General features: G+C 38.6%; 21 protein-coding genes. 1 reads left to right on the top strand and 20 read right to left on the bottom strand.

The window, feature by feature from the left end; genetic code table 11:
* Positions 1 to 12: 12 nt before the first annotated feature.
* Positions 13 to 426, bottom strand: a complete 414-nt coding sequence (locus IM793_RS08145) for a hypothetical protein (RefSeq protein ID WP_193420524.1) — start codon at positions 424 to 426, stop codon at positions 13 to 15.
* Positions 427 to 561: 135 nt separating this feature from the next.
* Between IM793_RS08145 and IM793_RS08150 the strand changes: the two genes are divergently transcribed.
* A complete protein-coding gene (locus IM793_RS08150; RefSeq protein ID WP_193420525.1) occupies positions 562 to 1,122 on the top strand; it encodes a DUF4230 domain-containing protein in 561 nt (186 codons plus the stop codon).
* A 145-nt stretch (positions 1,123 to 1,267) separates the two neighbouring features.
* Here IM793_RS08150 and IM793_RS08155 read toward each other — a convergent pair whose 3' ends face one another.
* The 19 genes from IM793_RS08155 to atpD all read right to left on the bottom strand — a co-directional run bounded on the left by IM793_RS08155 (position 1,268) and on the right by atpD (position 21,660).
* Positions 1,268 to 1,618, bottom strand: a complete 351-nt coding sequence (locus tag IM793_RS08155) for a cupin domain-containing protein (protein WP_193420526.1) — start codon at positions 1,616 to 1,618, stop codon at positions 1,268 to 1,270.
* Positions 1,619 to 1,775: 157 nt separating this feature from the next.
* The gene (ilvA, locus tag IM793_RS08160) at positions 1,776 to 3,026 is read right to left on the bottom strand and encodes a threonine ammonia-lyase IlvA (RefSeq protein ID WP_193420527.1); all 1,251 of its coding nucleotides are present in this window, start codon (positions 3,024 to 3,026) and stop codon (positions 1,776 to 1,778) included.
* A 304-nt stretch (positions 3,027 to 3,330) separates the two neighbouring features.
* Positions 3,331 to 4,491: a 2-isopropylmalate synthase gene (locus tag IM793_RS08165; RefSeq protein ID WP_193420528.1), complete on the bottom strand. Its 1,161-nt coding sequence runs from the start codon at positions 4,489 to 4,491 to the stop codon at positions 3,331 to 3,333.
* A 10-nt stretch (positions 4,492 to 4,501) separates the two neighbouring features.
* Positions 4,502 to 5,593, bottom strand: coding sequence for a 3-isopropylmalate dehydrogenase (gene leuB / locus IM793_RS08170; protein WP_193420529.1), 1,092 nt, complete (start codon positions 5,591 to 5,593; stop codon positions 4,502 to 4,504).
* 142 nt (positions 5,594 to 5,735) lie between these two features.
* Complete coding sequence (locus IM793_RS08175; protein ID WP_193420530.1) at positions 5,736 to 7,199, bottom strand: ATP-binding cassette domain-containing protein; 1,464 nt, start codon at positions 7,197 to 7,199, stop codon at positions 5,736 to 5,738.
* A 70-nt stretch (positions 7,200 to 7,269) separates the two neighbouring features.
* Positions 7,270 to 7,857: a 3-isopropylmalate dehydratase small subunit gene (gene leuD / locus IM793_RS08180; protein WP_193420531.1), complete on the bottom strand. Its 588-nt coding sequence runs from the start codon at positions 7,855 to 7,857 to the stop codon at positions 7,270 to 7,272.
* Between the two features lie 78 nt (positions 7,858 to 7,935).
* A complete protein-coding gene (locus tag IM793_RS08185) occupies positions 7,936 to 8,229 on the bottom strand; it encodes an antibiotic biosynthesis monooxygenase (RefSeq protein WP_193420532.1) in 294 nt (97 codons plus the stop codon).
* Between the two features lie 83 nt (positions 8,230 to 8,312).
* A complete protein-coding gene (gene leuC / locus IM793_RS08190) occupies positions 8,313 to 9,719 on the bottom strand; it encodes a 3-isopropylmalate dehydratase large subunit (protein WP_193420533.1) in 1,407 nt (468 codons plus the stop codon).
* Positions 9,720 to 9,779: 60 nt separating this feature from the next.
* A complete protein-coding gene (gene ilvC / locus IM793_RS08195; protein WP_193420534.1) occupies positions 9,780 to 11,261 on the bottom strand; it encodes a ketol-acid reductoisomerase in 1,482 nt (493 codons plus the stop codon).
* A gap of 195 nt (positions 11,262 to 11,456) precedes the next feature.
* A complete protein-coding gene (locus tag IM793_RS08200) occupies positions 11,457 to 11,918 on the bottom strand; it encodes a DinB family protein (protein WP_193420535.1) in 462 nt (153 codons plus the stop codon).
* Entirely contained in the window at positions 11,915 to 12,313 is a 399-nt protein-coding gene (locus tag IM793_RS08205; RefSeq protein WP_193420536.1) for a glyoxalase superfamily protein, read from the bottom strand. The genes IM793_RS08200 and IM793_RS08205 overlap by 4 nt, the downstream gene beginning before the upstream one ends.
* A gap of 98 nt (positions 12,314 to 12,411) precedes the next feature.
* A complete protein-coding gene (ilvN, locus tag IM793_RS08210; RefSeq protein WP_121283696.1) occupies positions 12,412 to 13,050 on the bottom strand; it encodes an acetolactate synthase small subunit in 639 nt (212 codons plus the stop codon).
* A gap of 125 nt (positions 13,051 to 13,175) precedes the next feature.
* Positions 13,176 to 14,927: a biosynthetic-type acetolactate synthase large subunit gene (gene ilvB / locus IM793_RS08215; RefSeq protein WP_193420537.1), complete on the bottom strand. Its 1,752-nt coding sequence runs from the start codon at positions 14,925 to 14,927 to the stop codon at positions 13,176 to 13,178.
* Positions 14,928 to 14,948: 21 nt separating this feature from the next.
* The gene (locus IM793_RS08220; RefSeq protein WP_193420538.1) at positions 14,949 to 15,539 is read right to left on the bottom strand and encodes an ORF6N domain-containing protein; all 591 of its coding nucleotides are present in this window, start codon (positions 15,537 to 15,539) and stop codon (positions 14,949 to 14,951) included.
* Between the two features lie 46 nt (positions 15,540 to 15,585).
* On the bottom strand, positions 15,586 to 17,268 hold the full coding sequence (ilvD, locus tag IM793_RS08225; protein WP_193420539.1) for a dihydroxy-acid dehydratase: 1,683 nt from the start codon (positions 17,266 to 17,268) through the stop codon (positions 15,586 to 15,588).
* Positions 17,269 to 17,500: 232 nt separating this feature from the next.
* A complete protein-coding gene (locus tag IM793_RS08230; protein WP_193420540.1) occupies positions 17,501 to 18,079 on the bottom strand; it encodes an O-methyltransferase in 579 nt (192 codons plus the stop codon).
* 119 nt (positions 18,080 to 18,198) lie between these two features.
* A complete protein-coding gene (gene ilvE / locus IM793_RS08235) occupies positions 18,199 to 19,089 on the bottom strand; it encodes a branched-chain-amino-acid transaminase (RefSeq protein ID WP_193420541.1) in 891 nt (296 codons plus the stop codon).
* Between the two features lie 737 nt (positions 19,090 to 19,826).
* Positions 19,827 to 20,072, bottom strand: a complete 246-nt coding sequence (atpC, locus tag IM793_RS08240; RefSeq protein WP_025145830.1) for an ATP synthase F1 subunit epsilon — start codon at positions 20,070 to 20,072, stop codon at positions 19,827 to 19,829.
* 85 nt (positions 20,073 to 20,157) lie between these two features.
* Entirely contained in the window at positions 20,158 to 21,660 is a 1,503-nt protein-coding gene (gene atpD, locus IM793_RS08245; protein WP_116251722.1) for a F0F1 ATP synthase subunit beta, read from the bottom strand.
* Positions 21,661 to 21,683 lie beyond the last annotated feature (23 nt).

Here is a 21,683-nt window from a genome sequence, read left to right on the forward strand (position 1 = left end):
GTTTAGATGTTTTTAATTTCCAGCGTAATCAGACGGAATAATAACAACTTTTACTAAAGTATTGTAGTTAGGTGGTACAGTAGCTGTTAAATTATTGGTATCTTGAACATCAAACCTTAAACCTCCATTAGAAACTTTATAGCTAAAAGCATTGTAATTGAATGTATAAGGCAACTGGATATCACCATTTGGATCACTAGGGTGTTCAAAATAGACTAGTACGCCTTCATCATCCAATGTTACGCCATCAATTGCGGATAAGGCCTTACTTACAGAGTAACTCCCATTGCTGTTACGTAACCATTCATTGGAATTGATTGTAAAATTATACGTTTTGGCTCTTAGTTCTTGATAAACAGTTTCTTTTTTGCAAGAGGCCAGACCTAGTGTGGCGATGCAAAGCATTAAGATGGTAAATTTTTTCATTTTGATTTTGTTTATTTGTGTGTGTGATATTGGTATTACAAATCTTTTGCCAAAAAAATATTTAGTGTGAATAATGGATTAATTATTGTGCAACAGATTAAATACACAAATGTTATTACCCAATATTTTTAAAATATGAAGCTCTTTTTCCGACTTTTACCCTGGTTAATTTTAGTCGTTGCAGGTTACTTATTTATTTCCAAAAAGTTTAGTATCAATACTACTGTAGAAAGCAAACATCAGCTTCTGGTAGAGAAAATTGAGGCTATTGGTAAATTGGAACTAGTGAGATATCAGATTAGTGACGTTTTGGAGCACAAAAATAAAACAGATTTTTTACCTGAAGCCAGTATTTTATTGATTGTAAAAGCCGAGGCGGTAGGCTGTATCGACCTTACCAAAATTACCCGCGAAGATATTAGCATTGATGCGGACACTGCTGTAGTAAATTTACCACAGCCCGAAATCTGTTATGTAAAAATCGACCATAAAAACTCACGTGTTTACGATACAAAGATGGCTTTCTTCCGCGAGGCCAGTTTAGTAGACGAAGCTTATAAAGCAGCCGAAAGACAAATTACTACAGAAGTTAAAAAATCGAGCATTTTAGCACAGACGAAAACCAATGCGACAATAGTGCTTAAGCCAATTATTGAAGGATTGGGTTATAAAAATGTAAAGTTTACATTTGAGTAGGGCTTAGAGTTGAGGATATAAGGTTCCTAGCGATCTTTACACATAGTGTCGTCATCTCGACCGGAACGCAGTAGAGCGGAGAGATCTACCTCGAGATAGATTTCTCGACTGCGTTGCACTCCGCTCGAAATGACGATCACCGGTCTTACTTCAAAAAATCTTCCCGATGCGGATTAAAAATATCAACCAATAAGCCGGCTTCCAGGCAAACCACACCATGAAAAACGTTTGATGGGGCAAAGAAAACATCTCCTTCGTTTAAGATCTTCTTATCATCGCCCATACTCACTTCAAAACTTCCTTTGGCCACATAACTCATCTGTAAATGAGGGTGATTGTGAATGGTACCAATGGCATCTTTTTCAAATTCTACTTTGACCAACATCAGGTTGTCATCGTAAGCCATAATTTTGCGTTTAACGCCTGCACCTAAATCTTCCCAGTCGATATCGCTATCTGAAATTAATGTTTTGTTGCTTAAGTCTTTGAAATTCATTTTTTATAAGTATATATTAAAAGAATTGTCGTCTTTTCCGCGTGGGCGGGAATCTTAAAGCGATTGCATTAGGATTCCTAATCAAGTTGGGAATGACGAACCGCCTTTGGGTACTTCGCGAAAAACTTTGCGCCCTTTGCGGTTAAAGATTAGACCATTAAACCAAATACTCAAACAAAGTCTGATCCTGGTTTAGTTCAATAATTTCAAATTTAAAATCTTTCATACGCTGCAACAAGCTGGCATAATCATTTTTGTTCGAAAGTTCTATGCCCACCAACGCGGGGCCGTTTTCTTTATTCGTTTTTTTGATAAACTCGAAACGGGTAATATCATCCTGCGGGCCTAAAACCTCGTTTACAAATAATTTTAAAGCACCTGGTCTCTGTGGGAAACGTACAATGAAATAATGTTTCAAGCCCTCGAAAAGTAAAGATTTCTCTTTAATCTCCTGCATGCGCTCTATATCGTTGTTTCCGCCACTAACAACACAAACTACAGTTTTACCTGCGATCTGATCTCTCAGTTGATCTAATGCGGCTATAGATAGTGCACCAGCAGGTTCTACCACAATGGCATCTTCGTTATACAGCTTTAAAATGGTTGTGCAGATTTTTCCTTCAGGGATTAAATGCATCTGATCAAGAAGTTCCTTACAATATTCGTAAGTAATGTGGCCGATTCTTTTTACAGCAGCACCATCCACAAAGCGGTCTATTTCTTCTAAAGTGTAAGGGCCGCCGTGTTCCATGGCCGTAACCATCGATGGTGCACCGAGCGGCTCAACACCAACCAGTTTTACATCGGGTTTAACCGTTTTCATATAAGCACTCACGCCCGAGGCCAAACCACCACCGCCAACAGGCATTACTAAAATGTCTAAATCAGGCAGGTCTTCATAAATTTCTACACCAACCGTTGCCTGTCCTTCAATTACTTTTTCATCATCGAAAGGTGGAATAAAAGTAGCCGATTTTTCGGCACTATAGGCCAGCGCTTCTTTCAGGCAATCGTCGAAGGTATCGCCAACTAAAATGACTTCTACGCTGTCGCCACCAAACATGTAGGTTTGTTTAACTTTTTGTTTCGGGGTAATTTCTGGCATAAAAATAACACCCTTGATGCCGAGTTTTTTGCATGAATAGGCTACGCCCTGTGCATGGTTGCCCGCACTTGCACAAACCACACCGTTAACTAACGATTCTTGAGGTAGTGAACTGATTTTATTGTAGGCACCACGTAATTTATAAGAGCGTACAATCTGCAAATCTTCTCTTTTTAAATAAATGTTGGCGTTGTAGTGAGAAGAAAGTCCGGCATTAAACTCAAGTGGGGTACGTTTTACCACGCCTTTAAGCCTTTCTGATGCAGATTTAAAATCTAGTGTATGTGGTGTTGTAGTATTCATTGTTGTAGTATCAGGTATAGAGAATCAAGTATCAAGACTTAAATTCACTTATATGTTTTTGTAAAGCAGGGTTTGGTGCTTTTCGGTTATTGCAGTCCTGCTATTCGTTCCAATCTTTTAAAACCACTGTAATGCTGGGGAACGAAGAGTCTGTTTCATCGGTTGCAGATGCTTCGTGCCTCAGCATAACATTGTATCCAGGGTTGCGCAATTAAAAAGTATTTCCACTGCTATCAGGTTTAGGGAAGCGGAGTCGGTGCGTCAAATTAAAACGCTTACCGCTCAACACCAAACCCGTATCGCATTAAGCTAAGTGTAAAGCAACCAATTGGTTTAAATCCTGGTCATTAATGCCCTGTTTGCCATCAGCCAAAACTAAAAACTGTTTGTAAACAATATCTAAATGATCCTTTTCTAGTTTATGGCCTAAACGGTCTAAGTGATGTTTTAAAGCATGGCGACCGCTTCTTGCCGTTAATACAATTGTAGCATCAGGGAAACCAACATCTTCAGGTTTAATAATTTCGTAGTTCTCGCGGTTTTTCAAGAAACCATCCTGGTGGATACCTGAACTGTGCGAAAATGCATTTCCTCCAACAATCGCTTTATTTGGTTGTACTGGCATGTTCATCTGGTTTCTCACCATGTGGCTCATTTCGTAAAAACGGGTAGTATCAATCTGGGTGTTTAAACCCAAAATTTTGTGCGTTTTCAAAATCATGACGACTTCTTCCATAGAAGTATTGCCAGCGCGCTCTCCGATACCGTTAATGGTACATTCTACCTGGCGGGCACCATTTTGCAAGCCAGCAATTGAGTTTGCGGTAGCCAAGCCTAAATCGTTGTGGCAATGCACAGAGATAATGGCTTTATCGATATTTTTTACGTTTTCTTTTAAATAAAGGATTTTAGAACCATATTGGTCTGGCAAGCAATAACCATTGGTATCAGGAATATTTACCACAGTTGCACCTGCAGCAATAACTGCTTCAACCATTTTAGCTAAAAATTCAATATCGGCACGGCCGGCATCTTCTGCGTAGAACTCAACATCTTCCACAAATTTTTTCGAATACCTCACGGCTTCTACAGCACGTTCCAATATTTCTTCGCGGGTACTGTTAAATTTATGTTTAATGTGGAAGTCAGATGAGCCAATTCCGGTGTGGATCCGTGGTCTTTTGGCATAACGCAAAGCATCTGCAGCAACATCGATATCGTTTTTGTTTGCACGGGTTAAGGCACAGATAATCGGGTTGGTAACCGCTTTCGATAATTCGATTACGCTATTAAAATCGCCTGGGCTTGATACCGGGAAACCAGCTTCAATCACATCAACACCTAAAAGCTCAAGTGATTTTGCGATTTCTACTTTTTGGTTTGTATCTAACTGGCAGCCTGGAACCTGCTCGCCGTCACGCAATGTCGTGTCGAAAATATAAACTTTGTTTGGGTCGTGAATCATAATCTTAAGTTTAGGAAGTGATTAATTTTTGTGATAAGAATTTAATTACCAATTTGCCCATTTCGGCGGTGCCTAAAACTTTGAAACGGTTTGTGTTTTGATCGGCAATATCATGGGTTCTAAAGCCCTCTTTTAATACCTGATCGATGGTATCAACCAATAGCTTGGCTTCTTCCTTAAGTCCGAAACCAATTTCCAGCATTAAAGCTGCCGATAGGATAGAGGCCAATGGATTGGCTAAATCTTTACCCGCAATATCATGTGCGGAACCGTGGATTGGCTCGAAGAAACCTGTGCTTTCGCCAACAGATGCTGAAGCTAACATTCCCATTGAACCTGCAATCTGCGAAGCTTCATCGGTTAAAATATCACCAAATAAGTTGGCCGTTAAAACCACGTCGAATTTTTTAGGGTTTTTGATCAACTGCATCGCTGCATTATCAATAAACATGTGCTCGGTTTCTACATCAGGGTATTGTTTAGCAATTTCCTGAACGGTTTCGCGCCATAGGCGTGAGCTTTCTAAAACATTTGCTTTATCTACCGAACATAATCTCTTGTTGCGTTGCTGTGCGGCCTGGTAAGCTTTATGTGCAATGCGCTCTACTTCGTAACGGTGATAAATCATTAAATCTGAAGCCGTATTGCGATCTTCCGTGCGTGTTTTTTCTCCAAAGTAAACATCTCCGGTTAATTCGCGGAAGAATAAAATATCGGTGCCTCTTAAAATTTCTGGTTTAATGCTCGATGCCTGAAGAAGTTCATCAAATAGTAATATCGGGCGGAGATTGGCAAAGAGACCAAGTTCTTTACGGATTTTTAAAAGGCCTTGTTCAGGTCTAACTTTTAAACTTGGGTCGTTATCGTATTTGGCGTGACCAATTGCTCCGAAAAGGATCGCATCGCTTTTTCTTGCTTTTTCTAAAGTTTCATCCGGCAAAGGCTCGCCAGTAACTTCAATAGCCGCATGGCCCATTAAAGCTTCGTCAAACGTAAATTCGTGGCCAAAAATTTCAGCAATTTTTTCTAATGCTGTTTTTCCCCAAGTGGTTACTTCGGGTCCGATACCGTCTCCAGGTATTACTAAAATGTTCTTCTTCATTATTGACTCCTCTTTTGCTGCTGCTGTTTTTACCACAGATTTTTACCGATAAATACAAATCTATTTCTGCTACGCTTCGTGGCTTCACGAATCATTAGATTTTTATCTGTGTTCATCCTTTTTATCTGTGGTTAATTTTGCATCAGCTTAATATTTCTGTGTTTAAACTTTCGACGACTTTTACCCCGCCTTTTTCTAACAATATTCTTTTTTCTATGCAGGTTGGCAGCTGCGATTCAAAATGGCCAACATAAATTAAGGTCATCCCATTGCTGCATAATTCATCAACCAATTGGTTAAAGTGCTGTGTTTGCTGTTGGTCTAAGCCCTGGCAAGGTTCGTCCAGAATTAACAGTTCCGGGTTTTTTATAATCGTCCGCGCTAACAATACCAGCCGCTGTTCGCCGAGTGGAAGTGCGGTTAATAATTCATTTTTATTTTCAGTTAGTCCAAAATATTCTACCAGTTCATCAACCTGTGTGCTTTTGGTATAGGGTAATTGTTGGAATAAACCTACAGTATCATAAAAACCAGAAGCGATGCTTTGCCAAACGGTGGCGGTTGGATCGAAATACCAGTGAAACTCGGGTGATATTAAGCCGATATGCTGTTTAATATCCCATATACTTTCGCCGCTTCCACGCCTGTTGCCAAATAAATAAAGCTCATTGGCATAAGATTGTGGATGATCACCATTCACTAAACTCAGTAATGTCGATTTTCCTGAACCGTTATGTCCTTGCAAAAGCCATTTTTCTCCCGCCTTAACTTCCCAGTTGATATTTTTTAAAACCTGCTTTTCGCCATAGTTAATGTTTACATTAACCATTTTTACAATATCATCAGAATTGTAAACAGGAGATTCTTTTAAGAAATCCGGAATTTCTCTTAAATGGATTTCGGTAGCTGAACTTTCTAAAGCATCTACTTTAACTAATTGGCCATCTCTTATTTCAGCGAAAGAATCAATGCAGTCTGGTAATTCGCTGTCGTTGCAAATTAAGATCAATTGAACACCTTCTTCTGCAACCTGATCCAGTAAAATGTTCAGGTTTTTGCGCGAAGCAGAATCTAAACCAGTATAGGGCTGATCGATAATTAATAACTGCGGTTTTAACCAAAGTGCCTTTACCAGTTGCAATTTTTTGTGTTCGCCGCTGGATAATTCAATTAATTGTGAACTGGCAAATGTTGCAAAACCCAAAGCTTCTAATATCGGTTCAACCTGATCGAAATGAAGTCCTTTTCCATTACCATAACCAACCAGTTCTGCATGAACGGTTAAAGTTTCTTTAGCCTGCTGACTGGTATAACGTTGCTGGTAATAAAAATTTGCAACACCTTCCAGATTTTTAAACTGGTACCAGCTTTCGACAAACAAGGTTTCAGCAGGTAATAGACTTTCGCGGTCAAAATAAATTTTTACATCTCCAGGTGCACTTTGTAAGCCAGCAATTATTTTAGCTAAAGAGGTTTTTCCGCTTCCACTAATTCCTCCCAATACCCAATTTTCGCCTGGATTAATGGTCCAATTCAAATCCCTTAGCACAGCTTTTTGCTGAAACTTTAAGCTTAAATTTTTAATGCTGACGAAACTTTCTTTCATATTTCCTTTCGGGGTGATTACACTGATTAAGTGATTACACTGGTTTTTTTCTTTGGTCTTTTAGCTGTTTCTATCCTCTGGCCTCTTCGAATTCTGCTATTAATTTTGTTTGTGCCAGGATAAAGTCGATATCATCATAACCGTTGATCAGGCATGATTTTTTGTAAGGATTGATTTCAAATGATTCCTGAGTACCAGTTTCTACAATCGTAACAGTTTGATTTTCTAAATCAACTGCTAAAGCTGATTTTGGATTGCTGTCAACGGCTTTGAAAATCTGCGCCAAAAATTCTTCACTTACCTGAATAGGCAATAAACCGTTGTTCAATGCATTTCCTTTAAAGATATCGGCAAAGAAACTGCTGATTACGGCGTCAAAACCTGCATCCTGAATAGCCCAAGCAGCATGCTCGCGACTACTACCGCAACCAAAGTTTTTTCCTGCCACTAAAACCTGACCACTATAGGTAGGATTGTTCATTACAAATTCTGGTTTTGGTGTATTATCGCCATTGTAACGCCAATCGCGGAATAGGTTCTCGCCGAAACCTTCGCGTGTAGTCGCTTTTAGAAACCTCGCAGGAATAATCTGGTCGGTATCAATGTTCTCTATGTTTAAAGGCACTACTGCCGATGTTAATTTTGTGAATTTTTTCATTTTTTAATGATGATTACACAGATTAAATGATTTCACCGATTGGGGTGATTTCATTGATTTAATATTTATAATAAAGCTTCAGCCTTCTACCTTGGTAAAGTGTTCAACTGTTGGAAAAGGATCATAAAAGTGATGTAATAACTTTTTCCAATCCTGGTATTCTGCCGATCCTCTGAAACCTTCGGTATGTGCCTCCAGTGTTTTCCAGTTTACCAACAGGATATATTTGTTTTCTACCTCTACACATTTTTGAAGCTGGTGCGAAATGTAACCTTCCATTGAGGAAATGATTTTTTGCGCTTCGCTAAAAGCTTTTTCAAAATCAGCCGATAATCCGGCTTTTACATTTAATATGGCAACTTCTAGTATCATATATTTTAAAAGTTGTCATTCTGAGGAACGAAGAATCTGTTTCTTAGCTTGCAGATGCTTCCTTCGTCAGCATGACAGTTATTTTAAACTTTCTCCAAAAAATCCCTTACATCAGTAATTTTTCCGGTTACTGCTGCTGCTGCTGCGGTAAGCGGGCTAGCCAATAAAGTACGTGCATTTTGTCCTTGTCTACCCTCAAAGTTTCTGTTCGATGTAGATACACAGTATTTACCTGCCGGGATTTTATCTTCGTTCATCCCTAAACACGCACTGCAACCTGGTTCACGTAATTGGAAACCAGCGGCTTCGAAAATTTTATCTAAACCTTCGTTTTTGGCCTGCTGTTCTACCTGCTTCGATCCTGGTACAATCCAAACCGTTACGTTATCTGCTTTGCGTTTATCTTTAACAAAATCAGCCACTTCACGTAAATCTTCAATGCGGGAGTTGGTACAGCTTCCGATGAACACATAATCAACCGGTTTTCCGATCAAAGAAGAGTCGTCATCAAAACCCATATAATCCAGTGCTTTCTGGTACGAAAGTTTTTCTTTTTCTGGCTGTGCACCAGTTGCTGGAATATGTTCCTGAATACCCATGCCCATTCCAGGGTTTGTACCGTAGGTAATCATAGGTGCAATATCTGCTGCATCGAAAGTTAAAACACTATCGAATTTTGCATCAGCATCGCTATATAGTGTCTTCCAATATGCTAAAGCTTTATCCCACTCTTCGCCGGCAGGAGCAAACTCTCTTCCTTTAATGTAATCGAAAGTGGTTTGGTCGGGTGCAATTAATCCACCACGCGCCCCCATTTCAATACTCATATTACAGATGGTCATTCGGGCTTCCATACTTAAAGCCTCGATTGCCGAACCTGCATATTCAATAAAATAACCTGTACCGCCCGCTGCAGAGATTTTGGCGATAATGTATAAGATAATATCTTTTGCGCCAACACCATTTCCAAGTTCGCCGTTTACCTCAATTTTCATGGTTTTAGGTTTCGACTGCAATAAACATTGCGTTGCAAAAACCTGCTCTACCTGCGAAGTGCCTATACCAAATGCAATAGCGCCAAAAGCACCATGGGTAGAGGTATGGCTATCGCCACAAACCATAGTTTTACCTGGTAGCGTTATACCCAGTTCAGGACCGATAACGTGTACAATACCCTGAAAGGGATGTCCTAAGCCATAAAGTTCTACACCAAATTCTGCACAGTTTTTAGTCAGCATATCAACCTGATAGCGCGAAAGCTCTTCTTTGATTGGTAATAACTGATTTAAGGTAGGTACGTTATGATCAGCTGTTGCTACAGTCTGCTTTGGACGAAAAACAGGTAAACCTCTTTTGCGCAAGCCATCAAATGCCTGCGGAGAAGTTACCTCGTGTATTAAGTGTGTATCAATGTATAAAATATCAGGAAATCCTTCTTCACTTTTTACAACGTGAGCATCCCAAATTTTTTCTACTAATGTTTTTGACATCTTTTTATATAATTATTTAAACCTCGCAGGTTTTTAAAACCTGCGAGGTTTGTAAGTTTACTATGCTGTTTTAATCGCCTTCATTGCAGTCATTGCTTTACGCAACGTTGCGCCAATCTGCTCTACTTCGTGTGAACGGATAGCTTCGTTAACATCAATTAATTTTCTGTTGTCAACCGCACCATCTTTGCCTTCGTTAAAGTTTTTACCAACTAAATCGGTATCTACTTTTTTCATGAAATCGCCTAAAAGTGGTTTACAAGCCTGATCGAATAAATAACAACCATATTCCGCAGTATCAGAAATTACACGGTTCATTTCGAACAATTTCTTACGTGCAATGGTATTTGCGATAAGTGGCGTTTCGTGTAACGATTCGTAGTAAGCAGATTCTGGTTTGATACCTGCCTGTACCATGGTTTCGAAGGCCAATTCAACACCGGCACGTACGAAAGCAACCATTAAAGTATAGTTATCAAAATATTCCTGCTCACCGATTTTAACATCACCAGCAGGTGTTTTTTCAAAAGCAGTTTCACCCGTTTCAGCTCTCCATTTTAATAAGTTTTTATCACCATTTGCCCAATCTTCCATCATGGTACGGCTAAATTCACCACTCATAATGTCGTCCTGGTGTTTTTGGAATAATGGACGCATAATGTCTTTCAATTCTTCCGAAATTTCGAAAGCTTTGATTTTCGCTACATTGCTTAACCTGTCCATCATGGCAGTAATACCACCTTGTTTTAAAGCTTCGGTAATAACCTCAACACCATATTGCACTAATTTAGAAGCATAACCAGCATCGATTCCTTTTTCTACCATTTTATCAAATGATAAGATAGAGCCTGTTTGCAATAAACCACAAAGAATGGTTTGCTCGCCCATTAAATCTGATTTTACCTCAGCTACAAAAGATGATTTTAATACACCAGCCCTGTGGCCGCCTGTACCTACGCAATAAGCTTTAGCCTGTGCCAATCCTTTACCTTGAGGATCGTTTTCAGGGTGAACTGCAATTAAAGTAGGAACACCAAAACCACGAACATATTCTGCTCTAACCTCACTACCCGGGCATTTAGGTGCAACCATAATTACGGTTAAATCTTTACGGATCTGCATACCTTCTTCCACGATATTGAAACCGTGAGAATATAACAAAGTGGCACCTTCTTTCATTAAAGGCATAATTGCATTTACAACAGCAGTGTGTTGTTTATCTGGAGTAAGGTTAATTACTATATCTGCATCTGGAATCAGTTCTTCATAAGTGCCAACAGTGAAATTATTTTCAGTTGCATTTTTCCACGAATCGCGTTTGCCTTCAATTGCTTCCTTACGTAAAGTGTAGCTTACATCTAAACCACTATCTCTTAAATTTAAACCTTGGTTTAAGCCTTGTGCACCGCAACCAACAATTACCAGTTTTTTGCCTTTTAATGCGCTAACGCCATCCAGAAATTCAGAACTGTCCATGAAGTCGCAAACACCTAATTGATTTAATTTTTCTCTAAGAGGTAATGTGTTAAAATAATTTGCCATTGTTTTTATTGGTTAATTTCTATTTAATTATCGTTATATATTCTTTTTCCTTCGGTTTGATTACACAGATGAAGTGATTTCACCGATTTTATCTATTTTCCATCTCACATCTTCCAATTTTTTCCTTCGGGTTGATTACACAGATGAGGTGATTACACCGATTTTTTATCCATTTTCCATCTGACATCTTCCATTTTACATATACTTTTTCAGTGCCGATGCGTAACCGCAATGCACGTTATCATGACCAATGGTTGTAATCAATACCTCTTCTATACTGTTCAATTGCACGCCATAAGTTGCAGTTATAAAAGGAGTGATGCTTGAAAATTTTCCGTTCGCATAATCTTCTTTTATTTTTTCAATGCTTTCTAATGCGATGGTTTTCAATTCAGCTACTTCTTGTTCTGTTACGGTGTAAGTTGGCTTCGTATCTTTTTTATAATACTCGTTAAATTTTACCGAAGCAGCATCTTGTAATACACCTGTACGAACATAACAAAGCGTTTGCGTACTCACTACAATATGGCCAAAGTTCCAGATGATGTTATTGTTATAACCATCGGGAATTTTATTCAATTCTTCGATTGTTAAGCCATCTATTAACTTAATAAATGCCTTACGTGAGTTTATTATGAAATCAAATACTTCGTTCATATTTTTTCTTTAATCTCTGTATTTTCAGCTTCGTTTCGCTCTTCGTTAAAAGTAATCTGGTTAAAGAACGGGTCGTTTACGGTTACTGCCCAGGTTCCATGAAAAGTTTCCTCTAAGCCTGGTCTGTTATATTTGTAATTCTTTGCTGTTATTTCTTTATGGAATTCCTTTAAACCTACACAATCAATGTAAACATGTGCACCAGGGGCGCTATCTCCATGGTGTTCGCTTAAATGAAGTTCAAGACCGTTCAATGAAACCTGGATATAAACCGGGGAATTCTTTTCCAAGGGGTATTCCCAGTCTATTTTAAATCCAAGCCAGTTTACATAAAACTCGATTGCTTTATCGTAATCGAATATTCTTAAAATCGGTATGGTTTTATTGCATTTCATATTAAAATTGTTTTAACCGCAAAGGGCACTAAGGTTTTCGCAGTGATCATTAAGCATGATGCTTTTTACCTTCAACCTTTCTGCCCTCTGCCTTTATACTACATCGTAAAAATTTTCTCTCCTTTTTCTAAAAATTCATTTTCTACCAATTCTTCACCAGGTTCGAAAGCTTCAAATTCCTTTAGTTTTTCGTGGAAACCGGCGCTATCTTTAATAATGGCCACTCTTGCAGATCTCACAAATTCAATTAATTCGTAAGGTTCTAAAGCTTTTACCAAAGCATCAGTTTCTTCTCGGTGACCAGTTACTGCAAAAACGGTATAATCTTTACGGATTACTACTGCACTTGCACCGTATTGACGTAATAAACGCTCTACCGTTACTTTTTCTGCAATTTCATCTGTCGAAACCTTGTAAAGTGCCAGTTCTTGCCAAATAATTTCGTCGTTGGTATTAAAGTAAACTTTTAATACCTCGATCTGCTTTTCTATTTGGCGTGCCAGCTTTCTCACTACTTCGTAACCTTCCTGGATAACGATATTGAAACGGTGTATTCCTTCAATTTCTGATGCGGAACTGTTTAAACTTTCGATATTGATTTTTCTTTTCGAGAAAATAATCGCAATCCTGTTTAATAAACCAATGCGGTTTTCGGCATAAACCGTAATGGTGTATTCCTGCTTTCCGTCTAAATCGGCTTTATCTATTTTATGTTCTATTGTATTTTCAGTACTCATGATAATTTCTTATTTACCTATTCGTCATTCGACCTTGTGGACAAATCTTTAAATGTTGTTAAAGATCTCTCCGTTTCGCTACGCTACAGTCGAGATGACGATTACGCTAGCTTTTACCTTTATGCTTATTTCAATCTGATTTCGCTTACACTCATTCCTTGTGGAACCATTGGGAAAACGTTGTTTTCTCTACCAACCATTACTTCTAATAGGTAAGAACCTTCATGGTTGATCATGGTTTCTAATGCCTGTCTTAAGTTTGTACGTTCATCAACTTTGCTAGCTTCGATATAATACGATTTTGCTAAAGCAACAAAGTCAGGGCTGGTGATATTAACAAAAGAATAACGTTTATCATGAAATAATTGTTGCCATTGGCGAACCATACCCAAAAAGCGGTTGTTCAGGATCAGGATTTTTACGGCTGCACCAAACTGCATAATGGTACCCAGTTCCTGAGGTGTCATCTGGAACCCCCCATCACCAATAATGGCAATAACAGTTTTGTCGGGAGCGCCATATTTAGCGCCAATTGCTGCTGGTAAACCAAATCCCATGGTACCTAAACCACCAGAAGTAATGTTGCTGCGGGTATTGTTGAATTTAGCATAGCGGCAAGCTACCATTTGGTGCTGACCAACATCAGTAACAATTACAGCATCTCCACCACAGATTTCGTTGATGTTGCGCAATACTTCACCCATGGTCATTTCATCACCAGTTGGATAAAGTTCTGGAGTAATGACCTGGTCTATTTCTTCCTGGTTATATTGTCTGAACTTAGCCAACCAGTCTTCGTGTTTATTTTCGTTAACCAAATTGGTTAATAGGGGTAACGTTTCTTTACAATCGCCCCAAACCCCAACTTCAGCTTTAACATTTTTATCAATCTCAGCAGGGTCGATATCTAAATGGACAACTTTAGCTTGTTTGGCATATTTATCTAAACGACCAGTCACGCGGTCGTCGAAACGCATACCAATGGCAATTAGCACATCACATTCGTTCGTTAACACATTTGGTCCGTAATTGCCATGCATGCCCAACATACCTACGTTTAGTGGGTGTGAAGTTGGAATAGCGCCTTCGCCCATGATCGTCCATGCAGCAGGAATTCCTGATTTATTGATAAAAGCCTTGAATTCTTCTTCAGCTTTACCCAAAATAACACCTTGTCCAAAAAGGATGAAAGGTTTTTTTGCTGAGTTAATTAATTCGGCTGCTTGTTCGATATATTCAACCCTAACTTTTGGTTTCGGGCGATAACTGCGGATGTGGTTGCATTTTACATATTCAGGAAATTCCTCCAATTGTAACTGAGCATTTTTGGTAATGTCGATTAAAACTGGTCCGGGTCTGCCGCTTTTAGCAATGTAAAAAGCTTTAGCCAATACTTCCTGAATTTCTTTGGCATCGGTAACCTGATAGTTCCATTTGGTAACCGGAGTGGTAATATTGATCACATCGGTTTCCTGGAAAGCGTCTGTTCCCAATAAGTGAGCGAAAACTTGTCCCGTAATACAAACCAATGGTGTACTGTCAATTTGAGCATCAGCCAAGCCTGTAACCAAATTGGTTGCACCCGGTCCGCTGGTTGCGAAACAAACACCAACTCTGCCGCTTGCTCTGGCGAAACCTTGAGCCGCATGGATACCGCCTTGCTCATGGCGGACTAAAATATGTTCTAATTTATCGGCATAATCATAAAGAGCATCATAAATAGGCATGATAGCTCCTCCCGGATAACCGAAAATGGTGGTTACACCTTCTTCAATTAATCCATTCAACAAAACCTGCGAACCTGTTCCTTTGAATAAGGTTTTTGAGCTTTCTGCTTTCGCCTCGGTTTGTTGTATTGTATCTTGTGCAGTTTCCATAATTATGTTTTTGCGGTTCTGTTATTCTTTAATTTTAAACCCAATTCTTTGTCTGTCGTTCCATTTTAATTGAGCAATTTTCTCGTCTATTAAATTTTCCATGGCATCATAAAGCTCGTTAAGCTGAACATCATGTTCGCCAATCCGTTCTTTAATTTCTGTTAGCTGTTCGTTAATGTTGCTCTGCTTCAGCAAAATTTTCCGAACATCAACAAAGGCTCTCATAATGGCAATGTTCATGTTAATGGCTTTGTCGCTATTTACAACGCCGCTTAACATAGCCACACCCTGCTCGGTAAAAGCATATGGCAGCTTTCTGGTGCCGCCCCAACTTGAAGTCACAAATTGTGACTTCAAGTTGGGCTGATCTTTTATCACAATTTGTGATGAAGCACCCTCATTAATCGCTTCTCTTTGAAATCTTATCTCTTCAAACTCTGCAGAAGTTAACTGAAACATAAAGTCTTCAGGAAAACGCTTTATATTTCGTTTTACTGCTTGGTTTAATACTCTAGTTTCGACTTCGTAAAGTGATGCCAAATCAAAATCGAGCATTACTCTTTCTCCCCGGATCTCATAAATCCTATTCTGAATACTTTTAATTATTTGCATAATCTGTTTTTTTAGTAATCAACTAATCCAGGGATGATTTTTGATTTTAATATTCGTCAGTTACGCAACCACTTGCTGCGTCTGAAACTGTTTTAGCATATTTATATAAAACACCTTTTGTTACTTTTAATGCTGGCTGAACGTAGTTTTTTCTCCGCTCAGCAATCACTTCTTCGCTCACCTGTAAACTGATGATGTTATTTACGGCATCAATCAAAATCCTGTCTTCATCTTCAACCAAGCCGATTAAACCACCTCTGTAAGATTCAGGTGTAATGTGACCAACCACAAAACCGTGTGTACCACCAGAGAAGCGACCATCGGTAATTAGAGCAACCGATTTACCTAAACCTGCACCAATAATAGCTGAAGTTGGTTTTAACATCTCTGGCATACCAGGTGCACCTACCGGACCTGAGTTCTTAATTACGATAACATCGCCAGGTTGAACACGGCCGCTAGAAATACCCGCGATCAAATCATGCTCGCCATCAAATACACGTGCAGGGCCTTCAAATTTTTCGCCTTCTTTTCCACTGATCTTGGCTACTGAACCCTTTTCGGCAAGGTTTCCGTAAAGAATCTGTAAGTGACCAGTTGCTTTTATAGGTTCGCTTAATTTTTGAACAATTTTCTGATCGTAATCCATAATCGATTTCACATCAGCTAAATTCTCAGCCATCGTTTTCCCGGTTACAGTTAAGCAATCACCATGCAACAAGCCTTCATTTAATAAATATTTTAGTACAGCAGGGATACCACCATATTGGTGTAAATCCTGCATTAAATATTTTCCACTAGGTTTAAAATCGGCAAGTACCGGAGTTACATCACTCATTTTCTGGAAATCATCCTGCGTAATTTCTATGCCAATGGCTTTACCCATAGCGATAAAGTGCAAAACAGCATTGGTACTACCACCTAATATAATGATGGAACGGATTGCATTTTCGAATGCTTTTCGCGTCATGATATCTGATGGTTTAATATCTTTCTCCAGTAAAATCTTAATGTATTTACCGGCATCTAAACATTCTTGTTTTTTCTCCGGGCTTATGGCTGGATTTGAAGATGAATAAGGTAAACTCATACCCAAGGCCTCAATTGCTGATGCCATGGTATTTGCGGTATACATACCACCACATGCCCCGGCACCAGGACAAGTGTGTTTAATAATGCCCTGATAATCTTCTTCTGAAAGGTTACCACAGATTTTTTGGCCTAATGCCTCGAATGCCGAAACAATATTCAATTCTTCTCCTTTATAATGGCCTGGAGCAATTGTACCACCATAAACCATAATCGAAGGACGGTCTAAACGTGCCATGGCCATGATGGCGCCTGGCATATTTTTATCACAGCCAGGGATGGAGATAATGCCATCATAATATTGTCCGCCGCAAATGGTTTCGATACTATCAGCAATTACGTCACGGCTAACCAATGAGTAACGCATACCGTCTGTACCGTTACTCATCCCATCACTTACCCCAATGGTGTTAAAAACCAAGCCGACTAAATCATTTTTCCAGACCCCAACTTTGACGTCTTTTGCAAGGTCGTTTAAGTGCATGTTGCAGGTGTTACCATCGTAGCCCATACTTGCAATGCCGACCTGTGCTTTAGCCATATCAGCATCGGTTAAACCGATTCCGTAAAGCATAGCCTGTGCGGCCGGTTGTGTTGGATCTTGTGTAAATGTTTTACTGTACTTGTTTAATTCGCTCATTGTTTAAAATGTATATTCTGGTTCTGTTAGTTGTAATATTTTGAGGCAAAAAAAAACCGCCTCTTTTAGGAGGCGGTTTCGATAGAGTATATTTTGTATTATACGCAACGATTTCCACCTCTCTTTTGAGAAATGACAATAATTAGGTTGCTAATAATGTTTGTGCTTAAATTCATGAATCACAAACATACTAACTTATTATAAATGCAAAGAACTATTTTAATGTATTTCTCTATTTTTTTACTCCGATTACAATTCCTGTAGCCCAAACCTGCTTGGTTAAATGCAAATCATCACGCGATTCTAAATCTTTAACCAATTTAATCGCTTTATCCTGATGACCTTCAGGCCAATTAGCTTGAGGCAGCATATCATCAATGATGTAAAGTCCGCCGGTGTTGAGCATGGATAGTGCCTCGTCCAAAAGCAAATATTTTCCATGCCAGGTATCGGCAAATATGTAATCGAATTTTTTGTCTTTATTCTTTTCAATCCACTCCGCACCATCGGTATCAACTAAGGTTAAACGATCGTCACTACCAAGAAATTTGTTGGCAATGGCTAAAAATTTAGCATCGTTATCTATCGAAGTAAGTGTACTTTCCTGATCTAAACCCTCTAAAATCCACGAGGTAGATAAACCTGTTCCGGTTCCAAGCTCCAGAAATTTACCTGAAGGTTTGGTTGCAGCAAGGGTTTTAAGCAAAGAGCAGGTTAACACGTCCGATGCCATATCAAAACCCGAAGCCTTGGTAGCTGTATTTATTTGCTGGTAAGCTTTTGGATAATTTTGATTGATTTCTTCAGTCATCTGTTTTTAATTGCTCGTTGTTATTTCAATTTCTTTTGGCTCATAGTTAATGGTCTTTTGGTTAATAGCATGTATGCTAATCTGCTATGATCCATTTTACTATAAACTATCAACCCATTTTAAATGATCACTTCGTAATTCACTTTTTCAAGCACCAGGTTTTTATAGGCACGTTGTATGGTATAACCAATAGATTCCCGCCATAGTGGGCGATAAACAATACCATCGATGGAGGCAATGCCGGCTATCTCGGTGGCTGTTCCGCATAAGAAAGCGCCATCGGCATTTTTAAGGTCTTCTATGGTTAGTTTTTTCTCAGTACATTCTATATCCAAAACATTACAAAGTTCCTTTACAGTTGCACGTGTAATGCCTGGTAAAATGTTCCCTACAGATGGGGTATATAATTTTCCATCTTTTTCCAGAAAGATATTTGCTCCAGATGCTTCGGCAACAAAGCCATGCATATCTAAAAGTAAAGCTTCGTCGTAACCTTTAATGTTTGCTGCTGTAGTTGCTAAAATAGAATTGACATAGTTTCCACTCAATTTCGCTTCCATTGGAGTCGATTTTGGGTTTGGCCTCTCGTAATCAGAAATAGTTAAATTTAACAATTTGTTGCCCGAGTAAGCATCCCATTCCCATGCACATATTAAGATCGAGACTCCGCTTGGCTCGTTTAATTTCATGTTCGGGTGGCAAAATACCAAGGGGCGGATATAAGCATCTTTCAGTTTGTTCAACTGAAGTAGTTTATAGGTTGCAGCAATTAATTCTTGTTTATCCCATGGGAAAGGAATGTTTGCCAACTGGCAAGAACGCTCTAGGCGGTCGAAATGGGCAGCAGCTTTGAAAATGCGGTTACCATTATGTGTTTTATAGGCTCTAATACCCTCGAAAGCAGCATAGCCGTAGTGTAGCGACTGTCCGTAAAGATCAGTACTGCTGTTTACAGCCTTTTCAAACTGTCCGTCAAGGTAAATAATCGTATTAGAATTATAGTATTTCATCTGTTTATTCTTATTGTTCTTTTAACCTATTTGCATGAATGGGTCATAATACTGTCTTTGGTTATTTAAAAAAAGCGTCCCGTTTGTATCGGGACGCTTTAGATATATTTAGTTTTTTAAAATCTATTTAAAAGCTGCCCATTTTCTTACTCCATAAAATGTTTAGGAGTAGGAGGTTAAGTAAAATGACAGGTAACAGGACTACATTGCCAGCTGCTTTTGCAGTAGTATAAGTAGGAAATATGTTTCTCTGAATGGTCATTATTATCTTATTGTTTATGAAAACCAATTTAGTTTTTGGTTCATTAATATGCAAGAGAAATCAGAAAAAAGTTAAATAAGAATATTATTCTTGTATTTGTGTTATAATCAGAATAATATTCTTAACTGGAGTTAAATTAGTTATTTAATGCCGATAGCTGTAGACCAGATATCAAAACGGTATATGGTCTTTTTGTTATGCTTGCATTATAAATTTTCTATTTTTCTGCCTAAAATGCCTAAACACGCACTAAAAATTGAAAATTTACATGGTGTTTTTGGTGATGAAATGTAAAGAAAAATTAGTGTTTGAATATAGACCCTGAAATAAATTCAAGGTGACGGATCGATTTTAAAAAATCTCTAAATATTTTTTAAAGTTTAATTCTGGTTATGATTGTTTTGAAATACTAAGTTAAATAAAAAGCCTTCTGATTTTAAATCAGAAGGCTTTCTAAATGAGTTAATTATTTTGCTTAAGCGATACCTTCAGCTAAAACCACAATTTTGTTGTGGATGGCCTCAACCACACCGCCTTTAATAAAAAAGCGCTGTTCATCAGCTTTATTTGCTTTTATAATAACTTCTCCATCTTCTAAAGTAGAGATGATGGCGGCATGGTCTTTTAAAATCTGAAAAGAACCTAAAGTACCAGGAACCGTAACTGCTGTTACTTCACCTTCGAAAACTTTTTTATCTGGAGTTAATATTTCTAAATTCATTCTTTTTAGATTGGAGTATCTGGTAGTTAGTATCAAGTATCAAGATTATATTTCAGTCTTGATACTTAATACTCAAATCTCGATACTAGTTCGCTTCTGCTAATAATTTTTTACCTTTTTCGATTGCATCTTCAATGCTACCAACTAAGTTAAATGCGGCTTCAGGGTACTCATCAACTTCACCATCCATGATCATATTAAATCCTTTGATAGTGTCTTTAATGTCAACCAATACACCTTTTAAGCCTGTAAATTGCTCAGCTACGTGGAAAGGTTGAGATAAGAAACGCTGAACACGACGTGCTCTTGATACGACTAATTTATCTTCTTCAGATAATTCATCCATACCTAAGATCGCGATGATATCCTGTAATTCTTTATAACGTTGTAAAGTTTCTTTAACACGTTGTGCAGTGTTATAGTGCTCATCACCTAAAACAGCAGGAGAAAGGATACGTGAAGTAGAATCCAATGGATCTACCGCAGGATAAATACCTAACTCGGCAATTTTACGTGAAAGTACTGTAGTAGCATCTAAGTGGGCAAAAGTTGTTGCCGGAGCCGGGTCAGTTAAATCATCCGCAGGTACATATACCGCTTGTACTGATGTAATTGATCCACGTTTAGTTGACGTAATACGCTCTTGCATTAAACCCATCTCAGTAGCAAGGGTTGGTTGGTAACCTACCGCTGATGGCATACGACCTAATAAAGCGGATACCTCAGAACCTGCCTGTGTAAAACGGAAGATGTTATCAACGAAGAAAAGGATATCTTTTCCAGCGCCTTCGCCATCACCATCACGGAAATATTCTGCAACAGTTAATCCTGATAATGCTACACGTGCACGTGCACCAGGAGGCTCGTTCATTTGTCCGAAAACCAATGTTGCTTTAGATTCTTTTAATTTTTCAGTATCAACAGCTTTCAAATCCCATCCACCTTTTTCCATAGAGTGTAAGAATTCGTCGCCATAGTTAATTACACCTGATTCGATAAACTCACGAAGTAAATCGTTACCCTCACGAGTACGCTCACCAACACCTGCAAATACTGATAAACCAGCATAAGCTTTCGCGATGTTGTTAACCAACTCCATGATCAATACTGTTTTACCTACACCAGCACCACCGAATAAACCAATTTTACCACCTTTTGCATAAGGCTCTAATAAATCGATTACTTTAATACCTGTAAAAAGTACTTCAGTTTCAGTAGATAAATCTTCGAACTTAGGAGGAGTAGCGTGGATAGGACGACCATCAGTTTTATCAACAGCTGTAATACCGTCAATCGCTTCACCAACTACATTAAATAAACGACCTTTAATTTGATCGCCTACTGGCATCTTAATTGCTGAACCAGTATCAAGAACCTTCATTCCACGAACTAAACCGTCTGTAGAGTCCATTGAAATTGCACGTACACGGTCTTCACCTAAGTGCTGTTGAACTTCTAAAACAATTTTTTGTCCATTTTCTTTCGTTATCTCTAACGCATCAAAAATTTTAGGTAGATGGGCATCATCAGCAAAGCTAACGTCAACCACTGGGCCGATAATTTGTGCTATTTTTCCTAAGTTAGGCATATCTGTTGTGAGTAAATTTATTA

The sequence above is a fragment of the Pedobacter sp. MR2016-19 genome, from assembly GCF_014947265.1.
Taxonomy (GTDB): domain Bacteria; phylum Bacteroidota; class Bacteroidia; order Sphingobacteriales; family Sphingobacteriaceae; genus Pedobacter.